20 protein-coding genes and 1 other RNA gene are annotated in these 17,910 nt (G+C 70.5%); 14 read left to right on the forward strand and 7 right to left on the reverse strand.

What is annotated here, in order from left to right; translation table 11 throughout:
- Nucleotides 1–71: 71 nt before the first annotated feature.
- Nucleotides 72–872, reverse strand: a complete 801-nt coding sequence (gene hisN, locus FK530_RS12725) for a histidinol-phosphatase (protein WP_146487404.1) — start codon at nucleotides 870–872, stop codon at nucleotides 72–74.
- 62 nt (nucleotides 873–934) lie between these two features.
- Here hisN and FK530_RS12730 point away from each other — a divergent pair, with 62 nt between their 5' ends.
- From FK530_RS12730 to ssrA, 8 genes are all read left to right on the forward strand, one after another.
- Nucleotides 935–1,327 carry a hypothetical protein gene (locus FK530_RS12730; RefSeq protein ID WP_146487405.1) on the forward strand — a complete coding sequence of 131 codons (393 nt, stop codon included), beginning with the start codon at nucleotides 935–937 and terminating at the stop codon, nucleotides 1,325–1,327.
- A gap of 2 nt (nucleotides 1,328–1,329) precedes the next feature.
- Entirely contained in the window at nucleotides 1,330–2,445 is a 1,116-nt protein-coding gene (prfB, locus tag FK530_RS12735; RefSeq protein ID WP_146487406.1) for a peptide chain release factor 2, read from the forward strand.
- On the forward strand, nucleotides 2,435–3,346 hold the full coding sequence (locus tag FK530_RS12740; protein ID WP_146487407.1) for a mechanosensitive ion channel family protein: 912 nt from the start codon (nucleotides 2,435–2,437) through the stop codon (nucleotides 3,344–3,346). Before prfB ends, FK530_RS12740 begins: the two co-directional genes overlap by 11 nt.
- Nucleotides 3,343–3,888 (forward strand): Rv3103c transmembrane domain-containing protein, encoded by a 546-nt coding sequence (locus FK530_RS12745; RefSeq protein ID WP_146487408.1) that lies wholly within the window; start codon nucleotides 3,343–3,345, stop codon nucleotides 3,886–3,888. The genes FK530_RS12740 and FK530_RS12745 overlap by 4 nt, the downstream gene beginning before the upstream one ends.
- Nucleotides 3,889–3,915: 27 nt before the next feature.
- Nucleotides 3,916–4,605: a cell division ATP-binding protein FtsE gene (ftsE, locus tag FK530_RS12750; RefSeq protein WP_146487409.1), complete on the forward strand. Its 690-nt coding sequence runs from the start codon at nucleotides 3,916–3,918 to the stop codon at nucleotides 4,603–4,605.
- 54 nt (nucleotides 4,606–4,659) lie between these two features.
- Complete coding sequence (ftsX, locus tag FK530_RS12755; RefSeq protein ID WP_146487410.1) at nucleotides 4,660–5,565, forward strand: permease-like cell division protein FtsX; 906 nt, start codon at nucleotides 4,660–4,662, stop codon at nucleotides 5,563–5,565.
- Between the two features lie 96 nt (nucleotides 5,566–5,661).
- Nucleotides 5,662–6,141 (forward strand): SsrA-binding protein SmpB, encoded by a 480-nt coding sequence (gene smpB / locus FK530_RS12760; protein WP_068530451.1) that lies wholly within the window; start codon nucleotides 5,662–5,664, stop codon nucleotides 6,139–6,141.
- A gap of 360 nt (nucleotides 6,142–6,501) precedes the next feature.
- Nucleotides 6,502–6,872, forward strand: a transfer-messenger RNA (tmRNA) gene (gene ssrA, locus FK530_RS12765).
- A gap of 45 nt (nucleotides 6,873–6,917) precedes the next feature.
- On the opposite strand, the gene FK530_RS12770 is transcribed toward ssrA, so the two are convergent.
- On the reverse strand, nucleotides 6,918–7,127 hold the full coding sequence (locus tag FK530_RS12770) for an excalibur calcium-binding domain-containing protein (protein ID WP_146487411.1): 210 nt from the start codon (nucleotides 7,125–7,127) through the stop codon (nucleotides 6,918–6,920).
- 215 nt (nucleotides 7,128–7,342) lie between these two features.
- Here FK530_RS12770 and FK530_RS12775 point away from each other — a divergent pair, with 215 nt between their 5' ends.
- Nucleotides 7,343–8,290 (forward strand): esterase/lipase family protein, encoded by a 948-nt coding sequence (locus tag FK530_RS12775; protein WP_146487412.1) that lies wholly within the window; start codon nucleotides 7,343–7,345, stop codon nucleotides 8,288–8,290.
- Between the two features lie 32 nt (nucleotides 8,291–8,322).
- On the opposite strand, the gene FK530_RS12780 is transcribed toward FK530_RS12775, so the two are convergent.
- Both FK530_RS12780 and FK530_RS12785 read right to left on the reverse strand, forming a co-directional pair.
- Nucleotides 8,323–9,072, reverse strand: a complete 750-nt coding sequence (locus tag FK530_RS12780; RefSeq protein ID WP_146487413.1) for an esterase/lipase family protein — start codon at nucleotides 9,070–9,072, stop codon at nucleotides 8,323–8,325.
- Nucleotides 9,073–9,123: 51 nt separating this feature from the next.
- On the reverse strand, nucleotides 9,124–10,047 hold the full coding sequence (locus tag FK530_RS12785) for a cation diffusion facilitator family transporter (protein WP_146487414.1): 924 nt from the start codon (nucleotides 10,045–10,047) through the stop codon (nucleotides 9,124–9,126).
- 116 nt (nucleotides 10,048–10,163) lie between these two features.
- On the opposite strand from FK530_RS12785, the gene FK530_RS26890 reads away from it, so the two are divergent.
- Both FK530_RS26890 and FK530_RS26895 read left to right on the forward strand, forming a co-directional pair.
- On the forward strand, nucleotides 10,164–10,769 hold the full coding sequence (locus FK530_RS26890; protein ID WP_205124202.1) for a GMC family oxidoreductase: 606 nt from the start codon (nucleotides 10,164–10,166) through the stop codon (nucleotides 10,767–10,769).
- Nucleotides 10,741–12,048, forward strand: a complete 1,308-nt coding sequence (locus tag FK530_RS26895; RefSeq protein ID WP_205124203.1) for a GMC family oxidoreductase — start codon at nucleotides 10,741–10,743, stop codon at nucleotides 12,046–12,048. Before FK530_RS26890 ends, FK530_RS26895 begins: the two co-directional genes overlap by 29 nt.
- Before the next feature lies 1 nt (nucleotide 12,049).
- Here the strand turns inward: FK530_RS26895 and FK530_RS12795 are convergent, their stop codons facing one another.
- From FK530_RS12795 to FK530_RS12805, 3 genes are read right to left on the reverse strand one after another with little or no spacing between them, the layout of a single operon-like run.
- A complete protein-coding gene (locus tag FK530_RS12795) occupies nucleotides 12,050–12,454 on the reverse strand; it encodes a RidA family protein (protein WP_146487415.1) in 405 nt (134 codons plus the stop codon).
- A gap of 55 nt (nucleotides 12,455–12,509) precedes the next feature.
- Nucleotides 12,510–13,256, reverse strand: coding sequence for an IclR family transcriptional regulator (locus FK530_RS12800; RefSeq protein ID WP_146487416.1), 747 nt, complete (start codon nucleotides 13,254–13,256; stop codon nucleotides 12,510–12,512).
- Complete coding sequence (locus FK530_RS12805; protein ID WP_231706615.1) at nucleotides 13,253–14,284, reverse strand: sugar kinase; 1,032 nt, start codon at nucleotides 14,282–14,284, stop codon at nucleotides 13,253–13,255. Before FK530_RS12805 ends, FK530_RS12800 begins: the two co-directional genes overlap by 4 nt.
- Before the next feature lie 116 nt (nucleotides 14,285–14,400).
- Here FK530_RS12805 and FK530_RS12810 point away from each other — a divergent pair, with 116 nt between their 5' ends.
- From FK530_RS12810 to FK530_RS12820, 3 genes are read left to right on the forward strand one after another with little or no spacing between them, the layout of a single operon-like run.
- A complete protein-coding gene (locus FK530_RS12810) occupies nucleotides 14,401–15,657 on the forward strand; it encodes a type III PLP-dependent enzyme domain-containing protein (protein ID WP_231706616.1) in 1,257 nt (418 codons plus the stop codon).
- A gap of 9 nt (nucleotides 15,658–15,666) precedes the next feature.
- Nucleotides 15,667–17,268: an N-acyl-D-amino-acid deacylase family protein gene (locus tag FK530_RS12815; protein ID WP_146487417.1), complete on the forward strand. Its 1,602-nt coding sequence runs from the start codon at nucleotides 15,667–15,669 to the stop codon at nucleotides 17,266–17,268.
- Complete coding sequence (locus tag FK530_RS12820; RefSeq protein ID WP_146487418.1) at nucleotides 17,265–17,897, forward strand: bifunctional 4-hydroxy-2-oxoglutarate aldolase/2-dehydro-3-deoxy-phosphogluconate aldolase; 633 nt, start codon at nucleotides 17,265–17,267, stop codon at nucleotides 17,895–17,897. Before FK530_RS12815 ends, FK530_RS12820 begins: the two co-directional genes overlap by 4 nt.
- Nucleotides 17,898–17,910: the final 13 nt, after the last annotated feature.

Consider the following 17,910-nt stretch of genomic DNA (forward strand, 5'->3'; position numbering starts at 1 on the left):
ATCAGTCAGATGAGACCTTACTCCTCGGTAAGTTGCGTGCCAAGAGGTGGGACGAAAGACGTGTCGCCGTGTCAGCGGGTGAGACGGCGCAGGACCTGGGGATGCAGCACGGGGTTCGCGGCGACGGCGGAGCCCGCGTGCGGTCCCGGCGTCCCGTCGGTGCCCGTGAAGACACCGCCGGCCTCGCGGACCACGATCTCGACCGCTGCCAGGTCCCACAGCGAGACCTCCGGTTCCACCGCGATGTCGACGGCCCCCTCGGCGACCAGGCAGTAGCTCCAGAAGTCCCCGTAGCCGCGCAGGCGCCAGGCGTCGGCGGCCAGGGAGAGGAAGCGCTCGCGCGAGCCGGAGTCGGGGAAGTAGGACAGGTCGGAGAAGGAGATCGACGAGTCCGCGATCTCCCGGACGCCCGAGACCGAGATCCGGCGGGGCTCGGCACCGTCGAACGCGACGAACGCGCCGAGGCCCGCGCCGGCGAACCAGCGGCGCTTGAGCGCGGGGGCGGAGACCACCCCGACCACGGGCACGCCGTCCTCCAACAGGGCGATCAGGGTGGACCACACCGGGACCGCGCGCACGTAGTTCTTCGTGCCGTCGATCGGGTCGACCACCCACTGCCGCCCGGAGAAGGCGGGTTCGCCGCCGAACTCCTCGCCGAGCACGGCGTCGCCGGGGCGCTCCGCGGCGAGCCGCTCCCGGATGAGGGTCTCGGTCGCGAGGTCCGCGTCCGAGACCGGCGTCAGGTCGGGTTTGGCGTCGACCCGCAGATCCAGGGCGCCGAATCGGGCCATGGTCAGTTCGTCGGCGGCGTCCGCGAGGGAGAGGGCCAGGGCCAGATCGGGGTGCGAAGTATTCGACGATGCGCTCGACATGCGAGAACGGTAGCGGAGGTGGAGTACGGGCGCGGGGCCGTCCCCGTCGGTAATCTGGACATATGGAATGGATCTGGGTGCTCATGCTCGCGGCGATGGTGGGTGCGCTGGTGGTGATGTGGCAGCGCTCCAAGCGCGGCACGCTCGGCACCGCGCCCGCGGGCCCCGGGATGGAGGACGGCACGCTCACGCTCAGCGGTGTGAGCCCGCGGCCGGTCGAGCCCGATCAGAAGGGGCAGGCCTTCGTCACGGTGTCGGGCACCGTCGAGGGCCCGAGCACGCCGCCGACGCACGTCTACCGGCGGCTCGTGATCGACTTCGCCGAGCGCTGGCCGGAGGTCGGGGACCGGCTGCCCGTGTTCTACAAGGTCGGCAAGATCGACAGCTCGTGGCAGCTCGGCAGCCTTACCCCGCCACCGGACTCGTACGGCGGCCCGGGCCAGTATCCTGAGTGACTGTGCAACCTGACGTAGCCGCAGACATCGAGAGCCTCGACACCACCCTGCAGACGGTGGAGAAGGTGATCGACCTCGACGAGCTGCGCCGGCGCGTCGACGAGCTGGAACACAAGGCGTCCGACCCCGAGCTCTGGAACGATCAGGCCAACGCGCAGCAGGTCACCAGCCAGCTCTCGCACGCCCAGGCCGAGCTCCGCCGCGTCACCGACCTGCGGCAGCGGCTCGACGACCTGCCGGTGCTCTACGAGCTGGCCGACGCCGAGGAGGGCGACGACCGCGCCGCCGCGCTCGAGGACGCCGACGGCGACCGCGCCCAGCTGCGCACCGAGATCGAGGCCATGGAGGTCAAGACCATGCTCTCGGGCGAGTACGACGCCCGCGATGCGCTGGTCAACATCCGCGCGGGCGCCGGCGGCGTCGACGCCGCGGACTGGGCGGAGATGCTCATGCGCATGTACGTGCGGTGGGCCGAGAAACACGGCTACGGCGTCGAGGTCTACGACACCAGCTACGCCGAGGAGGCGGGCCTGAAGTCGGCCACCTTCGCCGTCAAGACCGACTACGCCTACGGCACGCTCTCCGTCGAGATGGGCACGCACCGGCTGGTGCGGATCAGCCCCTTCGACAACCAGGGGCGCCGTCAGACCTCCTTCGCCGAGGTCGAGGTGCTGCCCGTGGTGGAGACCACCGACCACATCGACATCGACGAGAACGAGGTCCGCGTGGACGTCTACCGCTCGTCGGGTCCGGGCGGCCAGTCGGTCAACACCACCGACTCCGCCGTGCGCCTCACACACATCCCGACCGGCATCGTCGTGACCTGCCAGAACGAGAAGAGCCAGCTGCAGAACAAGGTCTCGGCCATGAAGGTGCTGCAGGCCAAGCTGCTCGAGCGCAAGCGGCAGGAGGAGCGCGCGCAGATGGACGCGCTCAAGACCAACGAGGGCGCCTCGTGGGGCAACCAGATGCGCTCCTACGTGCTGCACCCGTACCAGATGGTCAAGGACCTGCGCACCGAGTACGAGGTGAACAACCCGTCGGCCGTGCTCGACGGTGACCTGGACGGTTTCGTCGAGGCCGGCATCCGCTGGCGGATGCGTGGCGATGACGAGTAGCACGCTGCTCGCGAACTCGATCCTCCCCGATCTCACGGGGTGGCGGTACCTCATGTTCGAGCGGGTGTTGCCGGTATCGCTGTGGGTGCTCGCGGCGGTGCTGGCGAACCGGTTCGTCAACTGGGCGTCCGCCCGCGTCACCATGCGCATCGACGCCCAGTTCAAGAACAGTGATTCGCTCGTCCGCTCGGAGTCGGCGAAGCATCAGCACGCGCTGATCCAGGTGATCAGCTGGGTCGCGATCGCCGCGATCTACCTGTTCGCCGCGTACCAGATCGTCAAGGCGCTCGGCGTGCCGATCAACGCGCTCGTCGCCCCCGCGACCGTCATCGGCGCCGCCCTCGGCTTCGGCGCGCAACGCGTCGTGCAGGACCTGCTCGCCGGCTTCTTCCTCATCACCGAGCGGCAGTACGGCTTCGGCGACGTGGTGAACCTGTCGCTCACCGGCGGATCGATCGCCGAGGGCACCGTCTCCGACGTGACCCTGCGGGTCACCAAGCTGCGCAACACGGACGGCGAGGTCATCACCGTGCCGAACGGCCAGATCGTCAAGGCCACGAACCTGTCCAAGGACTGGGCGCGCGCGGTGGTCGACATCCCGCTCCCGAAGACGGTCGACATGGGCAAGGTCAACGCGTTGCTGCACCGCGTCGGGGAGCGGGCCTACCACGACCCCAAGATGTCCACGCTGCTCCTCGACGAGCCCACACTCATGGGCATCGAGTCCATCGACCTGGATCAGGTGAACCTGCGGATGGTCGCGCGCACGCTCCCCGGTAAGCAGTTCGAGGTGGGACGCAACCTGCGCGAGCGCATCGTCCGCAGCCTCGCGACCGCAGGCATCGACGTCACCCCCGTCACCGACACCGTCGAGGACGAGGAGGAGGTGAAGCCCCAGTGACCGAGAATCCGAACCCTCCGGAGGACCGGACGGTCACCGAGCCGGCCGAGCCCGCCGAACCCACGCGGATCCTCCCGGCCGCCTGGGAGCGGATCCCGAAGACGATCCCGCACACCCGGGCGCGTACCAGCACCGTCGTCCTACTGCTGCTCTTCGTCGGGCTGCTGTGGTGGTATCTCGACCTGTACGCGCAGTTCGTCCCGAAGGAACAGCGCGAAACCCTGGGGCCGCGGCCGGGCGCCACGGCGCCTCCCGCGACTCCGGAGCCCACCTACGACGCGCCGGTGACCACGACCCCGCGGGCGCCGTCGAGCACCGTTCGCCCGTCCGGCGCGCCGGGGGAGTCCGGCGCACCGTCGTCGACGGTGCCGGGCCGCTCGGGCGAACCGGGCTCCTCCGCGCCGGCGGGGGCGACGACGACCACCACGTCACCGGGCGGGATCGTGCTGCCGGGCGGGGTGCCGGTGCCCGGCCTTCCGGGGGCGAGCACGGAGCCGCCGGCCTCGGGCGGCGCACCGACGACGACGGTTCCGGCGGGCTAGTCGGCGGCGTCAGTAGACTGGGCGCTCGTGATCACGCTCCAGAACGTCACGATGATGTACAAGGCGTCGGCCAGGCCGGCGCTCCACGACCTGTCGCTCGAGATCGGCAAGGGGGAGTTCGCCTTCCTGATCGGGCCCTCGGGTTCCGGGAAGTCGACGTTCTTCCGGCTGCTGCTCAAGGAGGACAAGCCGACCAACGGCGACGTCTACGTGGGCGATTACCACGTGAACAAGCTGTCCGGCCGGCGCGTCCCGCAGCTGCGGCAGTCGCTCGGATGCGTCTTCCAGGACTTCCGGCTGCTGCAGCAGAAGACGGTGGCCGAGAACGTCGCGTTCGCCCTGGAGGTGATCGGGAAGCCGCGCAACGTCATCGACCGGACGGTGCCGCAGGTGCTCGACTACGTCGGTCTCGGGGGCAAGGCGAGCCGGATGCCGAGCGAGCTCTCGGGCGGCGAGAAGCAGCGCGTCGCGATCGCCCGCGCCATCGCGAACCGGCCGCTGCTGCTCCTGGCCGACGAGCCCACCGGCAACCTGGATCCCGATACCTCTGCCGAGATCGTGGACGTGCTGGACCGGATCAACCGGGCCGGCACCACCGTGGTCATGGCCACGCACGACCGTCACATCGTCGACTCGATGCGCCGCCGCGTCATCGAGTTCCGCATGGGTGAGATGGTGCGCGACGACGCGACCGGCGTGTACGGGCTGGGCCGCTGACGGCCGCGGCCGCAGCCCCGCCCACCGACGACGAACCGAAGGACTGAATTCCCAGTGCGTGCCAGTTTCATCACCAGCGAGGTCGTCACCGGCCTGCGCCGGAACGTGAGCATGACGATCGCCATGATCCTGACCACCGCGATCTCGCTCGGCCTGTTCGGCGGCGGCCTGCTCGTGGTGCGGATGGCCGACAAGAGCCAGGACATCTTCCTGCAGCGCGTCGAGATCCAGGTCTTCGTGGACGACAAGGTCGCCGCAGACGATCCGGACTGCCAGAAGTCCGTGTGCCAGGCGCTCGAGTCGAAGATCAAGTCGCAGCCCGGTGTCGACTCGATCGACTACATCTCGAAGGACAAGGCCTACGAGATCGCCAAGACCAAGACCTTCGCGAACCAGCCCGACCTCGCGGACCTGGTGCGTCCCGGCGTGCTGCCCGCGTCCTTCAAGGTGCGGATCAACGACGACAAGCAGTTCGGCGGTGTCATCGACGCCATCAAGAACGAGCCGGGCGTCTCGAGCGTGCTCGACCAGCGCGAGGTGGTCAAGCGCATGTTCTCCGTGCTCGACGGTGCGCGCAACGCCGCGTTCTTCGTGGCGCTGATCCAGGCGATCGCGGCCGTCCTGCTGATCGCGAACATGGTCCAGGTCGCCGCCTACACGCGGCGCACAGAGGTCTCGATCATGCGGCTCGTGGGCGCCACGCGCTGGTACACGCAGCTCCCGTTCCTGCTCGAAGCCGTCCTCTCCGCGGTGATCGGCGCGACGCTCGCCGTCGTGGGCCTGTTCGTCGGCAACAAGCTCGTCTTCGACTGGGCGATGAGCGAGTTCTATTCGAAGAACCTCCTCGCCCGTGTGACCGTGACGGACGTCCTGCTGGTCTCGCCGTGGCTGTACGTGGTGGGCGCGGGCTTCGCGGCGGTCACGGCCTACGTGACCCTCCGTTTCTACGTGCGCGAGTAGCCGCGGACGAAAGTCGCTTTCCGCGCACCGTCGGACACCCGTACGATGGAGTGGTTGTCCAGCCGCTCCGGCGGCCGAAACGGAAGGGAAGGGACGATGGCGAAGGAGAAGGGGCGCTCGGTGATCGCGAGCAACCGCAAGGCGCGCCACAACTACGCCATCCTCGACACCTTCGAGGCCGGTGTGGTGCTGGTGGGTACGGAGGTGAAGGCGCTCCGCGAGGGCAAGGCCTCGCTGGTCGACGCCTACGCCACCATCGACGACGGCGAGGTCTGGCTGCGCGGCCTGCACATCCCGGAGTACGGGAACGGCTCGTGGACCAACCACACCCCGCGGCGCACGCGGAAGCTGCTCATGCACCGCCGTGAGATCGACTCGTTGACCGGCAAGATCCGCGAGGGCAATCAGACGCTGGTGCCCCTGTCGATGTACTTCAACGAGGGCCGGGTGAAGGTCGAGCTGGCGCTCGCCAAGGGGAAGCAGGACTACGACAAGCGGCAGGACATCGCGCGCCGCACCGCTGAGCGTGAGCTGGTCCGCGAGCTCGGCCGGCGCGTCAAGGGCATGCGCGGCTGATTCTTCCGACGGTGTCCGGCGTGGCGCGTTGAGATCGAGCCTCCGCGGGCGTTCACTTGGGATACGAGTTACTGATGTGACTCGTGAGACTCAAGTGAGGAGCGGATCCAATGAGTGTCGAGAATCGGGCCAAGGTCGTTTCGCTGGCGCATCGCGTGGGTGCGGTGCTGCTCACGGTGCTGATGAACATGAACGCCTCCGCCGCCGGCGTGCGCCCGCGCACCGTCTGATCAGGGCTTCGGCGACAATCACCGGTGTGACGAGGGCTACCGGAAAACCATTGGACATGGGCCCCGCGCGGTGAGGTATCGTGGAATCTCCACCTCGAAAGAGGAGGGCTTCCGCTGAGGCGGACGATGAGGGGCCGATCGGTTTCGACTTCGTTTGTTGACGCGGGGGAAGCGTGCCGGTGCAGGCTGGAGACCACCGTAAGCGTCGCAGCAACCCTATAAGCGCCGATTCCAATCAGCGCGACTTCGCTCTCGCTGCCTAAGCAGCCAGGCGAGTCTGTCAGTCCGGGTTCGCCCTCGGCCCGGGTACTGGCATCAGCTAGAGGGATTCACCCCGCGGTGCGGTCGCGGCATCGCGGGGGACATTCAACAGCGACTGGGATCGTCATCCCGGCTCGTCCGTGAGACCGGGAGATCCGAGTAGAGGCAGAGCGGACTGCGCACGGAGAAGCCCCGTAGAAATGACGGAGGACCCGGGTTCAATTCCCGGCGGCTCCACAGCGAAGCGCCCCCGACCGCTGGTCGGGGGCGCTTCCGTGTCCGGTGCTACTTCTTCACCTCGCAGGCGATGCCGTCGCCGTCGCGGTCGAGCTTGGAGCTGTATCCGGGCTGGCCTTTGAGGAGCGGCGCCTTGCCGGCCTGGCGCACCTCGGTGCAGTTCTTATAGGTCGGATCGGCGTTCGAGACCGCGGCCGGAAGGGCGAGCGCGGCGACGGCGAACGCCACGGCGGCGGCGCGGATGAGGGAAGTGGACATGGGAACTCCTGCAGACCGGGGGACGACGACCGCGGGACGGTCCCTCTCCCGCGGTCTTTACGGTGTACGCCTTTGCGAGATCACACACAATGTCGCATATGGGTAATTAGTCGGGAAACTGAGTACTGCTCACCGTCGGCCGGAGTTTCGATGCGGTGGAACAAGTTCTAGGAATCTCCGTCCGGGAGAGGTCCGGTGGGTTAGCTTCGGTGACCATGAACCTGCGTTCCGCATGGCGACGCGCGGTCGTCGCGGCTGCCGGCATCGCGCTCCTGGTCGCGGCCCCGTCGACCGCGGCGCCGTTGCCCGAGAACTTCAACTTCTTCGGCGGCATACCGTCGGAGCTGACGAACCCGAACGGCTCGCTGCCCGGGACGAACGACTACTCCTGCAGGCCGACGGTGCGTCACCCCCATCCCGTCGTGCTCGTGCACGGCACCGGCGGCGGCTCGCAGACCAACTGGGGCGCCTACGCGCCGCTGCTCAAGAACGACGGCTACTGCGTCTTCTCGTTCACCTACGGCGCCCTGCCCGGCGCGCCCTGGCCGGTGAACCAGATCGGCGGGACGCGGCCGCTCGCGACCAGTGCCCAGCAGCTGAAGGCGGTGGTGGAACGCGTTCTCTCAGCGACGGGCGCGGCGAAGGTGGACCTGATCGGGCACTCGCAGGGCACGCTCATGCCGTCGTACTTCGTGAAGTACCTCGGCGGTGCCGAGAAGGTGGGCAGGTACGTCTCGCTCGCGCCGCTGTGGCGCGGCACCGGGGGTGATCTGGGCAAGGCCGTCTCGGTCTTCGTGCGCGGCCTGAACGCGCCCGATCCGTACTTCCCGATCTTCGAGTCGATCGGCGACATGCTGCCGGGATCGCGGTTCCTGGACAAGATCTGGGCCGGCGGCACGCCCTACGTGCGCGGCGTCGAGTACACGAACATCTCCACCCGGTTCGACGAGCTGGTGCTGCCGTACACGAGCGGGCAGCTCGCCGGGCCGCCCGGAACCAAGGTCACCAACGTCGTCGTGCAGGACACGTGCGGCCAGGACTTCTCGGACCACCTGGCGATCGCGGGGTCACGCCGGGCGGCGTACTTCGTGCTCAACGCGCTCGATCCGCAGCATCCGAGGCCGGTGCCCTGCTATGTGGTGCCGCCCTTCACCGGATCCTGAGCCGGTCGGCACCGGCCGATGGGCGGCGCTCGCTAGCCTCCGCTGGCGGCCTTGCCGGCGGGATAGAGGGTGTTCTCGACCCGGATCGATCCCGCGGGGTCGTTGGCGCGTACGCCCTCGCACCGTCCGGCAACCGCGGCCTGGACCTGTGCGATGACCCGCGGGTCCACCGGCTCGAGGGTGTGGTCGAAGCCCCCGTTCCCGGTGGCGGACGGCACCGGCGTCATCCGGCACTGCGGTCCGGTGATGCGCCCGTCGGCCCATTCCTTGGCACTCCGGATCGAGTAGTACTGCGTCGGGCCCGCGGCGCCGACGCCGCTGTTCAGCGTCGTGAGGAAGCCGGAGCCGGGGCACACCTCTCGGGCCGTGCCGGACTGGGAACAGGCAGCGGGGCTGCCGTACTGCGCCGTGCCGATCGCGACGTACCGCGCGACTTTGGGGGCTCCGCCGAGCGCCTTGAGGTAGTAGCGCGCGCTGAGGCCGCCCACGCTGTGGCCGACGAGCGAGACACCACCGCCGTTCGCGCGGGCGCGATCCACGGCCGTGCCGATCGCCGAGGCATCGGCCCGGAGATCGAGGCCGGCCAGGCTCAGCACGTCCACTCGGTATCCGGACCGCTCCAACGCGGCCTTCATCGGCTGGTACGGCAGGGCGCCGATGTACTGGCCGGGAACGATGACGACGGTGCCCGGCGTCGGGGCGGCGAAGACGGCGGGCGTCGTTGCGGTGCCGATCGTGGCGGCCACGGCCGCCGCGGCGAGGAGGGAACGTCCTGCATTCATGGAGGGGAGCCTAACCTAAACAACCAGGGTTGAGAAGGTTCGTGGCGCGGCTCACTCCGCCCGGTAGGACTCGCCGTGCGGGTCGTCGCAGTGGTCCTCGGCGCCCGCGTGATCGACCTGCAGCGTGGCGTGCTCGATGCCGTACTCGTCGTGGAGCATGCCGCTGATCTTCGAGCGCACGGCGTGGCAGTCCGCGACGGCGTCGACGAGGACGTGCGCCGAGAGCGCCGGCTGGCCCGACGTGATCTCCCAGATGTGCAGGTCGTGCACCTCGGTCACCGAGGGGACGGCGGCGACCTCGCGTCCGACCTCGGCGGGATCGATGCCCTCGGGCGCCGCCTCGAGGAAGATCCGCCCCGACGCCTTGACCAGTCCCCAGCCGGCCTTGAGCATCAGCGCCGCCACGACGAGCGCGGCGATCGCGTCCGCCCGGCCCCAGCCGGTGGCCCAGATGACTGCGCCGGCGATGGCGGTGGCGATGAAGGCGTAGAGGTCGTTGAGGATGTGCTGGTAGGCGCCCTCGACGTTGAGGCTGGTGCGGTTCGCGCGCCGGATGCACCACGTGGCGGCGAGGTTCACGGCGCACCCGGCGAGCGCGGTGAAGAAGACCAGCCGCCCGTCCACCTCGGGCGGCGTGATCAGCCGCGAGATCCCCTCGTAGACGAAGAACGCCGCGAGGAGGAGGAGTGTGATGCCGTTGGCCTGCGCCGAGAGGATCTCCACCCGCTTGAGGCCCCAGGTGTACCCGCCCTTCGCCGGCTTGGCGGCGATCTTGATCGCGACCAGCGCGAGCACGATCGCCGCAGCGTCGGTGAGCATGTGCGCGGCGTCGGTGATCAGCGCGAGCGAGCTCGCGATGATGCCGATCGTCACCTCGATCGCCATGAAGGCGACGATGAGTCCCAGCGCCAGGCTCAGCCAGCGCTTGTCGGCGTCCGCCGACACCCCGTGGTCGTGTCCCGCGTGTCCGCTCATGTCAGCTCCGCCCCTCGATCGGTGAGATCACCGGACGACCATACATTGCAACATGCGCATGTATCAATCACGGTCTACGCTGGCGAGATCGATGGACCACGCCGACGGGAGTACCGATGGCTGCACCGGAGCGCACGGAGGAGTTCGATTTCGTCGTCGTGGGATCGGGTGCGGGTGGAGGGCCGCTCGCCGCCGCGCTCGCTCTCGCTGGGCACACCGTGCTGGTTCTGGAAGCGGGTGACGATCACGAGTGCCCGTACTACAGCGTCCCGATCATGCAGGGCCACGCGAGCGAGGACGCGGACATGCGATGGGACTTCTTCGTCGACCACTGGGACGATCCGCGGCAGGCGCGGCGCGATGCGAAGTACGTCGGGGCCGAGGCGGGCGTGCTCTACCCACGGGGGAGCACGCTCGGTGGGAGCACCGCGATCAGCGCGATGGTGCACATCTACCCGCACTCGAGCGACTGGGAGCGGCTCGCCGACCTCACGAGTGACGATTCCTGGGGACCGGAGGCGATGCGCCGGCGGATCGAGCGGTTGGAGGATTGGCGGGCCGTGGACGCGGAACCCCTCCCCGGCGACGACGCCCACGCTCGCGACCGGAAGGCGCGGCACGGACGCGGCCGGCTGGCTCGGCGTCACGCGCGCGGCCCCGAAGCTCGCGGGCCGCGAGCCGCGTTTCCTCGACGTGATCGCCGCGATCGAGACCACCAGTAGGCAGATGTTCGGCATCCCCGAGGATGTCAGTCTCCCGCGCGATGCGAACGCCGCCGACACGCCGCAGGACTTCCAGGGGATGTCGTTCATCCCCGTCGCCGTCCGCGGCGGCGTCCGCAACGGGGCGCGGGAACGCGTCGCCGACACCGTCTCCCGCACGCCAAACCTGCAGGTACGGCTCGACGCCCTCGTCACGAAAGTCCTGCTCGACGACAGCGGGCGGGCCCACGGGGTCGAGTACCGGTCGGGGCGGCGTCTCTACACCGCGGCGCCCCGCCGCTCCGATCCCCGCGACCCGGGCAGGCGGGTGCCGGACGTGCCCGCGGATCCGGAGCCCACGATCGTTCGGGCCCGGAAGGAGGTGATCCTCGCGGCCGGCGCGTTCAACACGCCGCAACTCCTCAAGCTCTCGGGCATCGGCCCGCGCGCCGAACTCGAACGGTGGGGCGTCCCGGTCCGCGTCGACGCACCGGGTGTCGGGGCGAACCTGCACGACCGGTACGAGGTCGCGGTCACCTTCGGCCTCGACCGGGACTACCCACTGTTCGACGGTTCGCCGCTCGACGTCCCGGCCGACCCGTCGAATCCGGATGCGCTGTACCAGGAGTGGACCGACAGCCGTGACGGCCCGTATGCGACGAACGGCTCGCTCGCCGCGCTCATCGCGAAGTCGAGCGTCGCGGGGGAGGCGTCCGACCTGATCGTCTTCGCCCTCCCGATCGACTTCCACGGCTACTACCCGGGGTACGCCCGCGAGGGCGCGCAACACCACGACCGGCTGTCGATCCTGGTCCTCAAGGCGCACACCCAGAACCGTGCCGGCTCGGTGACCCTACGGTCGGCCGACGCTCGCGACGCGCCGCACATCGCCTTCCGCTACTTCGAGGAGGGGTCGCCCGGATTCGAGCGCGACCTGACCGGTGTCGTCGACGGGGTGGAGATCGCCCGCGCCATCGCGCGGAACCTCGAGACCATCGGCGTCCGAGAGGAACTGACCCCGGGAACGGCGAGGTCCACCCGCGAGCAGATCGCCGAGTTCGTCCGCGACGAGGCGTGGGGGCACCACGCGTGCGGGACCGCGAAGATCGGCGCGGCCGACGATCCGTCGGCCGTGCTCGACGGGCGGTTCCGCGTGCGCGGAGTCCCGGGCCTGCGCGTGGTGGACGCCTCCGTGTTCCCCGACATCCCGGGGTTCTTCATCGCCTCCGCCGTCTACCTGGCGAGCGAGAAGGCCGCCGACGACCTGCTGTCCGAGTACGGCCGGCCGGCCGGCGCGTGAGTCAGTCCAGGACGGCGAGGGCGTCGATCTCCACCAGCATCACCTCGTGCGGGAGGTCGACGAAGACCGTCGTGCGGCAGGGGAGCGCGGCGCCCTCGGGCACGTTCTCGGCGATGAAGGCGCCGTAGACCTCGTTCATCGCGGCGAAGTCGTCGCGGGTGGTGAGGTACACACGGAACATCAGCACGTCGGCGACGGACGCGCCGCCGGCCTCGAGGATGGCCTTGACGTTCTCCAGGGTGCGCCGGGTCTGCTCCTTGACGTCGCCCGCGGCGATGTACTGGTTGGTGGCCGGGTCCATCGGGCCCTGGCCCGAGACCTGCAGCATGTTACCGCGGCGCACGCCCTGGGAGAAGAAGTGGGCCGGAGCGGGTGCGTCGGTGGTGGAGACGGCGGTCGCGGTCATGGTGATTCCTTTGCTCTCGTGGGTGTTTCGGATGTTCCCGGGGTGTCCGGGAGGTTCAGCGCGGGCGGTACCCGCAGTCGCGGGAGATCGCCGCGCACGTCGCGCGCAGCGGCTCCAGCAGTTCCAACAGCTCGTCGAAGGGGAGGACCACGTCGGGCACCGAGACGGACACCGCGGCGACGACGGTGCCGGTCGCGTCCCGGACCGGCGCGCCGATGCAATTGATCGTCGGCTCGTTCTCCTCGCGGTCGGCGGCCCAGTCCTGCGCGCGGACGCGGTCGATCTCGGCGAGGTAGTCCTCGGGCGTCACGATGGTGTTCGCGGTCCGCCGGGTGAAGTCCATTCCGGCGACGAACCGCCGCAGCTCGTCGTCGGGGAGCGTCGACAGCATGAGCTTGCCGACGGCGCTGGAGTTGAGATTGACCTCCATCCCCACCCGCGAGTACATGCGGATGAGGTCGCGCGATTCCAGCTTGTCGATGTAGACCACCGCGTCGCCCTCGCGGGCCGCGAGATGGGTGGTCCGGCCGTACTCGCGGTTGAACGCGACGAGATGGGGCGCGGCGATCTCGCGGATCCCGCGCTGCTCCGAGGCGCGCGCGGCCAGGTCGAAGACGCGCGAGCCGAGGTGGTAGCGGTGCGCCTCGTCGTGGTACGCGAAGCGTGCCTCCGTGAGCGGGCGCAGGAGGCGGAGCACGGTGGTCTTGTGCACGCCGAGCTCGTCGGCCAGTTCGTCGAGCGAGGCCGGTCCCTCGCCCAGTAGGCGGAGGATCTCCAGCGCGCGGGTCAGGCTCTGGCTCATGGTGCTCGGCTCTCCCGGGGCGGCGGGAAGTCCGCGCCGGCGATGCGGATCCCGTCCGGGCTCACGTGCGCGTCCGACCAGGCGTCGTCGTCGCAGGCCAGCAGGGCCGTCATCGCCTCGGGTGGCAGGGTGGCGAAATCGGCTCGCACCGTCAGGGTCGCGGCGGCGCCGGCGTGCCCGCGGCGCAGGCAGCTGCGTAGGTCCTCGTCGCGCGCGAGCCCGTGCAGGAAACCCGCCGCGAAGGAGTCGCCGGCCCCCACGGGCTCGACCACGTCGACGGAGAGGGCGGGGACCGCGATCTCCGCGCCCGCCCGGTCCACGACGATGGCGCGCAGCGCGCCGTCCTTGACGACGACGGTGCGCGGCTCGGGGAGCAGGGCGCGGATCTCGGCGGCGGAGCCGGTGCCGAGCACGCGCTCGGCCTCGTCGGACCCGACCAGCACGACGTCGGCGCAGCGGGCCAGCTCGATGACGACAGACGGGTCACCATCGGGCCAGAGTTGCTCGCGCCAGTTGACGTCGAAGGTCACGGTGCCGCGCACGCCGGTGCGGTCGCGGAGCAGGGCGCGGGTGAGGGCGGCGCACGACGGGGAGAGGGCCGGTGTGATCCCGCTGGTGTGCACGATGCGGGCGGCCTCGAGGGTCGCCGCGACCGCGGGGCGGGTGAGGAAGTCGGGGCCCATCGCCGCGGCCGCGCTGCCGGCGCGCCGGTACGTGCTGGCGGTGACGGGCTCGCCCGCGTCGTCGACGCCCTCGGTCTTGGCGTACCGACCGGTGAACGCCGTCTCGTCGACCTCGACGCCCTCCGTCCGCACACCGTGCGCGCGCAGGTGTTCGACGATCCGCCGCCCCTCGGCGTCCCCGCCGACCCGGCTGAGGAACGCGGTGGGAGTGCCCAGGGCCGCGGTGCCCGCGGCGACGTTCGCCTCCGCGCCGCCGGCGTGCATGGCGGGAGCGGCGGCGTCGAGGTCCGCCGCGGCGACCAGTGCCAGCGGCTCCCCGAGGCACGCGATCCGAGCTCCAGTCACGCGTCGTGCCCCTCTTCGGTCTCGTGGTTGTGCAGGTCCTCGCCGCAATGCTAGCGTCTGTGACACGCATCACGCAACGATGATTGCAATATACGCAACATAGCAGATTGGGACGCATGATGGTCAACGGGAACGGTGCCCGGCCGGTGGAGTTGAGTGTGCTCGACAAGGCAGTACCCGCATGGGCGAACGGCATGACAACGGCCGACTTCCTCGCCCGGGAGCCCCGTCTGGCGGAACTCTCCACGCCCGTTCTCGTGCTCGACCGGGCGGCGATGGCCGGCAACGTCGCCGAGTTCGCCCGGTGGACCGCCACCCACGGATTCGATCTCGAGCCGCACGGCAAGACCACGATGGCGCCCGCGCTCTGGCAGGACCAGCTCGACGCCGGGTCCACGGCGATCACCGTCGCCAACCTGCCGCAGCTGCAGGTGGCCGTCGCCACCGGCTTCCGGAACCTGCACGTGGCGAACGCGATCGCCGACGCCGCCGGGATCCGCTGGCTCGGCGAGGCGCTCGACGCCGACCCGGCGCTCGAGGTCACCCTCTGGGCCGACGGCCTCGGCACCGTCGACGTGCTCGAGCGGGGGCTCGCCGCCGCGACCCGGCAGCCCACCGTGCTCGTCGAACTGGGTGGCCCCGGCGGCCGCACCGGCGCGCGCACCGTCGACGAGGCGTTCGCCATCGGCGAGGGCATCGCCGCCTCTCCGCGGCTGCGCCTCGGCGGGGTCACCGGCTACGAGGGTGCCTTCGCGCACGACACCTCGTCCGCGGCGCTCGGCACCGTCGACGACTACCTCCGCACGCTGAAGGAGCTGCACGCCCGCCTGCGCCCGCTCTACCCGGAGGGACGGATCGTCGTCTCCGCCGGGGGGAGCGCCTACTTCGACCGCGTCGCCGCGATCCTGGGCGACATCGACGACGCACGCGTCGTCATCCGCTCGGGGGCGTACATCATCCACGACGACGGCTTCTACCGCGGCATCACGCCGTCGGGCCGCGAGGCCGGCGCGCCCCGCCTGCGGTCGGCCATGCACGTCTGGGCCCGCGTGATCTCGCGGCCCGAGCCCGGCCTCGCCCTCCTCGACGTGGGCCGGCGCGACGTCTCCTTCGACGAGGGCCTGCCCGAGCCGCAGGTCGCCGCCGCGGGCCTCGGCGAGCCCGCACGCCCGATCGACGCGGAGATCTCCGCCGTCAACGACCAGCACGCCTTCCTGCGCCTGCCCGCCGGCGATCCGCTCGCCGTCGGCGACGTCGTGCGCCTGGGCCTGAGCCATCCCTGCACCGTCTTCGACAAGTGGCGCGTCATCCCCGTGGTCGCGGACGACGGGGCGAACCCGCGGGTCGTCGACATGATCTCCACCTACTTCTAGAGGCGCACCATGCACGACACAGTCATCCGCGCCGCCACCGTCGTCGACGGCACCGAGGCGCCGCGCTACACCGCCGACGTCGCGATCTCCGACGGCGTCATCGCCGCGATCGGCAGCGAGCTCGGGCCCGCGCGCCGCGTCATCGACGCCGACGGGCTGGTGCTCAGCCCCGGCTTCATCGACATGCACGCCCACTCCGACCTGCAGGTCCTGCTCAATCCCGAGCATCCCTCGCGGATCACGCAGGGCGTCACGTGCGAGGTGATCGGCCAGGACGGCCTGAGCTACGCGCCCGTCTCCGACGAGACGCTGGCCGTGGTGCGGCGCCAGATCGCCGGCTGGAACACGGACCCGGAGGACTTCGACTTCTCCTGGCGGACCGTCGGCGAGTACCTGGACCATCTCGACGCGGCCGGGACCGCCACGAACCTCGCCTATCTCGTACCGCACGGCCTGCTCCGCGCCCTCACCCGCGGTTTCGACGACGGTGTCGCGTCCCCGGCCGAGGTCGAACGGATGCAGGAGATCCTGGCGCAGGGCCTGCGCGAGGGCGCCGTAGGCCTGTCCACCGGCCTCACCTACACCCCGGCGATGTACGCCGACGACGCGGAGCTCGCTGCGCTCATGCGGACCACCGGCGAACTCGGCGGCTACTTCTCGCCGCACCACCGCAGCTACGGCGCCGGCGCGATGGAGGCCTACGCCGAGATGATCGACCTGTCGCGCCGCACCGGCTGCCCGCTGCACCTCGCGCACGCCACCCTCAACTTCGGCCCCAACAAGGGGCGCGCGCCCGAGTTGCTGACGCTGCTCGACGAGGCCGTCGCCGCCGGGGCGGACGTCTCCCTCGACACCTACCCCTACCTGCCGGGCGCCACCACCCTCGCCGCGATCCTGCCCAGCTGGGCCGCGGCCGGCGGCGCCGACGCGACGTTGGTGCGGCTGCGCGACCCGCAGGATCTCGCCCGCATCCGGGAGCACCTGGAGCACACCGGATCCGACGGCTGCCACGGCGTGATCGCGGAGTGGGAGACCATCGAGATCAGCGGCGTCGGCGACGATGCGCTGGCCGGTTACGTGGGCCGGACCGTCGCGCGGATCGCCGCCGACGAGGGCCGCGACCCGTTCGACGTGTGCATCGGCATCCTGCTCGACGATCGGCTCGCGACCGGGATCCTGCAGCACGTCGGGCACGAGGAGAACGTGCGCGCGATCATGCGCCACCGGACCCACACCGGCGGCAGCGACGGCCTGCTCGTCGGCGGCAAACCGCACCCGCGCGCGTGGGGCACCTTCGCCCGCTACCTCGGCCACTACAGCCGCGACCTCGGCCTGATGAGCCTCGAGGAGTGCGTGGGCCATCTCACCGGCCGGGCCGCCCGTCGCCTCCGCCTGGTCCGACGGGGCCTGGTCCGCGAGGGCTACGCCGCCGACCTGGCACTGTTCGACCCCGACGTGGTGATCGACCGTGCCACCTACGACGCCCCGCGCACGCCCGCAGCGGGATTCACGCACGTCTTCGTCCGCGGTGTCGCCGCGCTCGACGACGGGGAGACCACCGGCGCGCTCGCGGGCGGCGCGCTGCGCCTCACGGAAGAAGGAGTCCTGTGACCACCGACGACCCATCCGGCCTGCTCGACGCGCTGGCCGCCGACCGGGCGCTCACCGTGGTGCGCGCCCCCGACCTCCCGGACGCGGCCGCCCTGTGCCGGGCGCTCGCCGAGGGCGGGATCCGCACGGTCGAACTGACCTTCACCACGCCCGACGTGCTCGGCCACCTTGAACGGGCGGCCTCCGTCGAGGGCACGAACCTCGGTGTGGGCACGGTGCGCTCCGCCGCGCAGGCCCGCGACGCGGTGAACGCGGGCGCGCGCTTCCTCGTCACCCCCGACGTCAACGAGGAGGTCGCGCAGGCTGCGCGCGACCTGGGCGTCCCCGTCTTCCTCGGAGCACTGACCCCGACCGATGTGGCCCGCGCGGCCGCGCTCGGCTCGGTGGCCGTGAAGATCTTTCCCGCGCGCGCCTTCGGCCCGGGCTATCTCAAGGACCTGCACGGTCCGTTCCCCGGCCTGCCGCTGCTGCCTTCGGGCGGCGTCAGCGAGGCCAATGCCCGCGAGTTCCTGGGCGCCGGCGCCGTCGCCGTCTGCGCCGGCACGTCCGTCGTGCCCCCCGACACCGTCGCCGCCGGCGATTGGGCCGACATCACTGTCCGCGCCGCGCGTTTCGTCGCCGCGCTCTGACCTTCTTCCAGAA

Origin of the sequence: Tsukamurella conjunctivitidis (genome assembly GCF_007858475.1) — a bacterium.
Lineage (GTDB): Bacteria > Actinomycetota > Actinomycetes > Mycobacteriales > Mycobacteriaceae > Tsukamurella > Tsukamurella conjunctivitidis.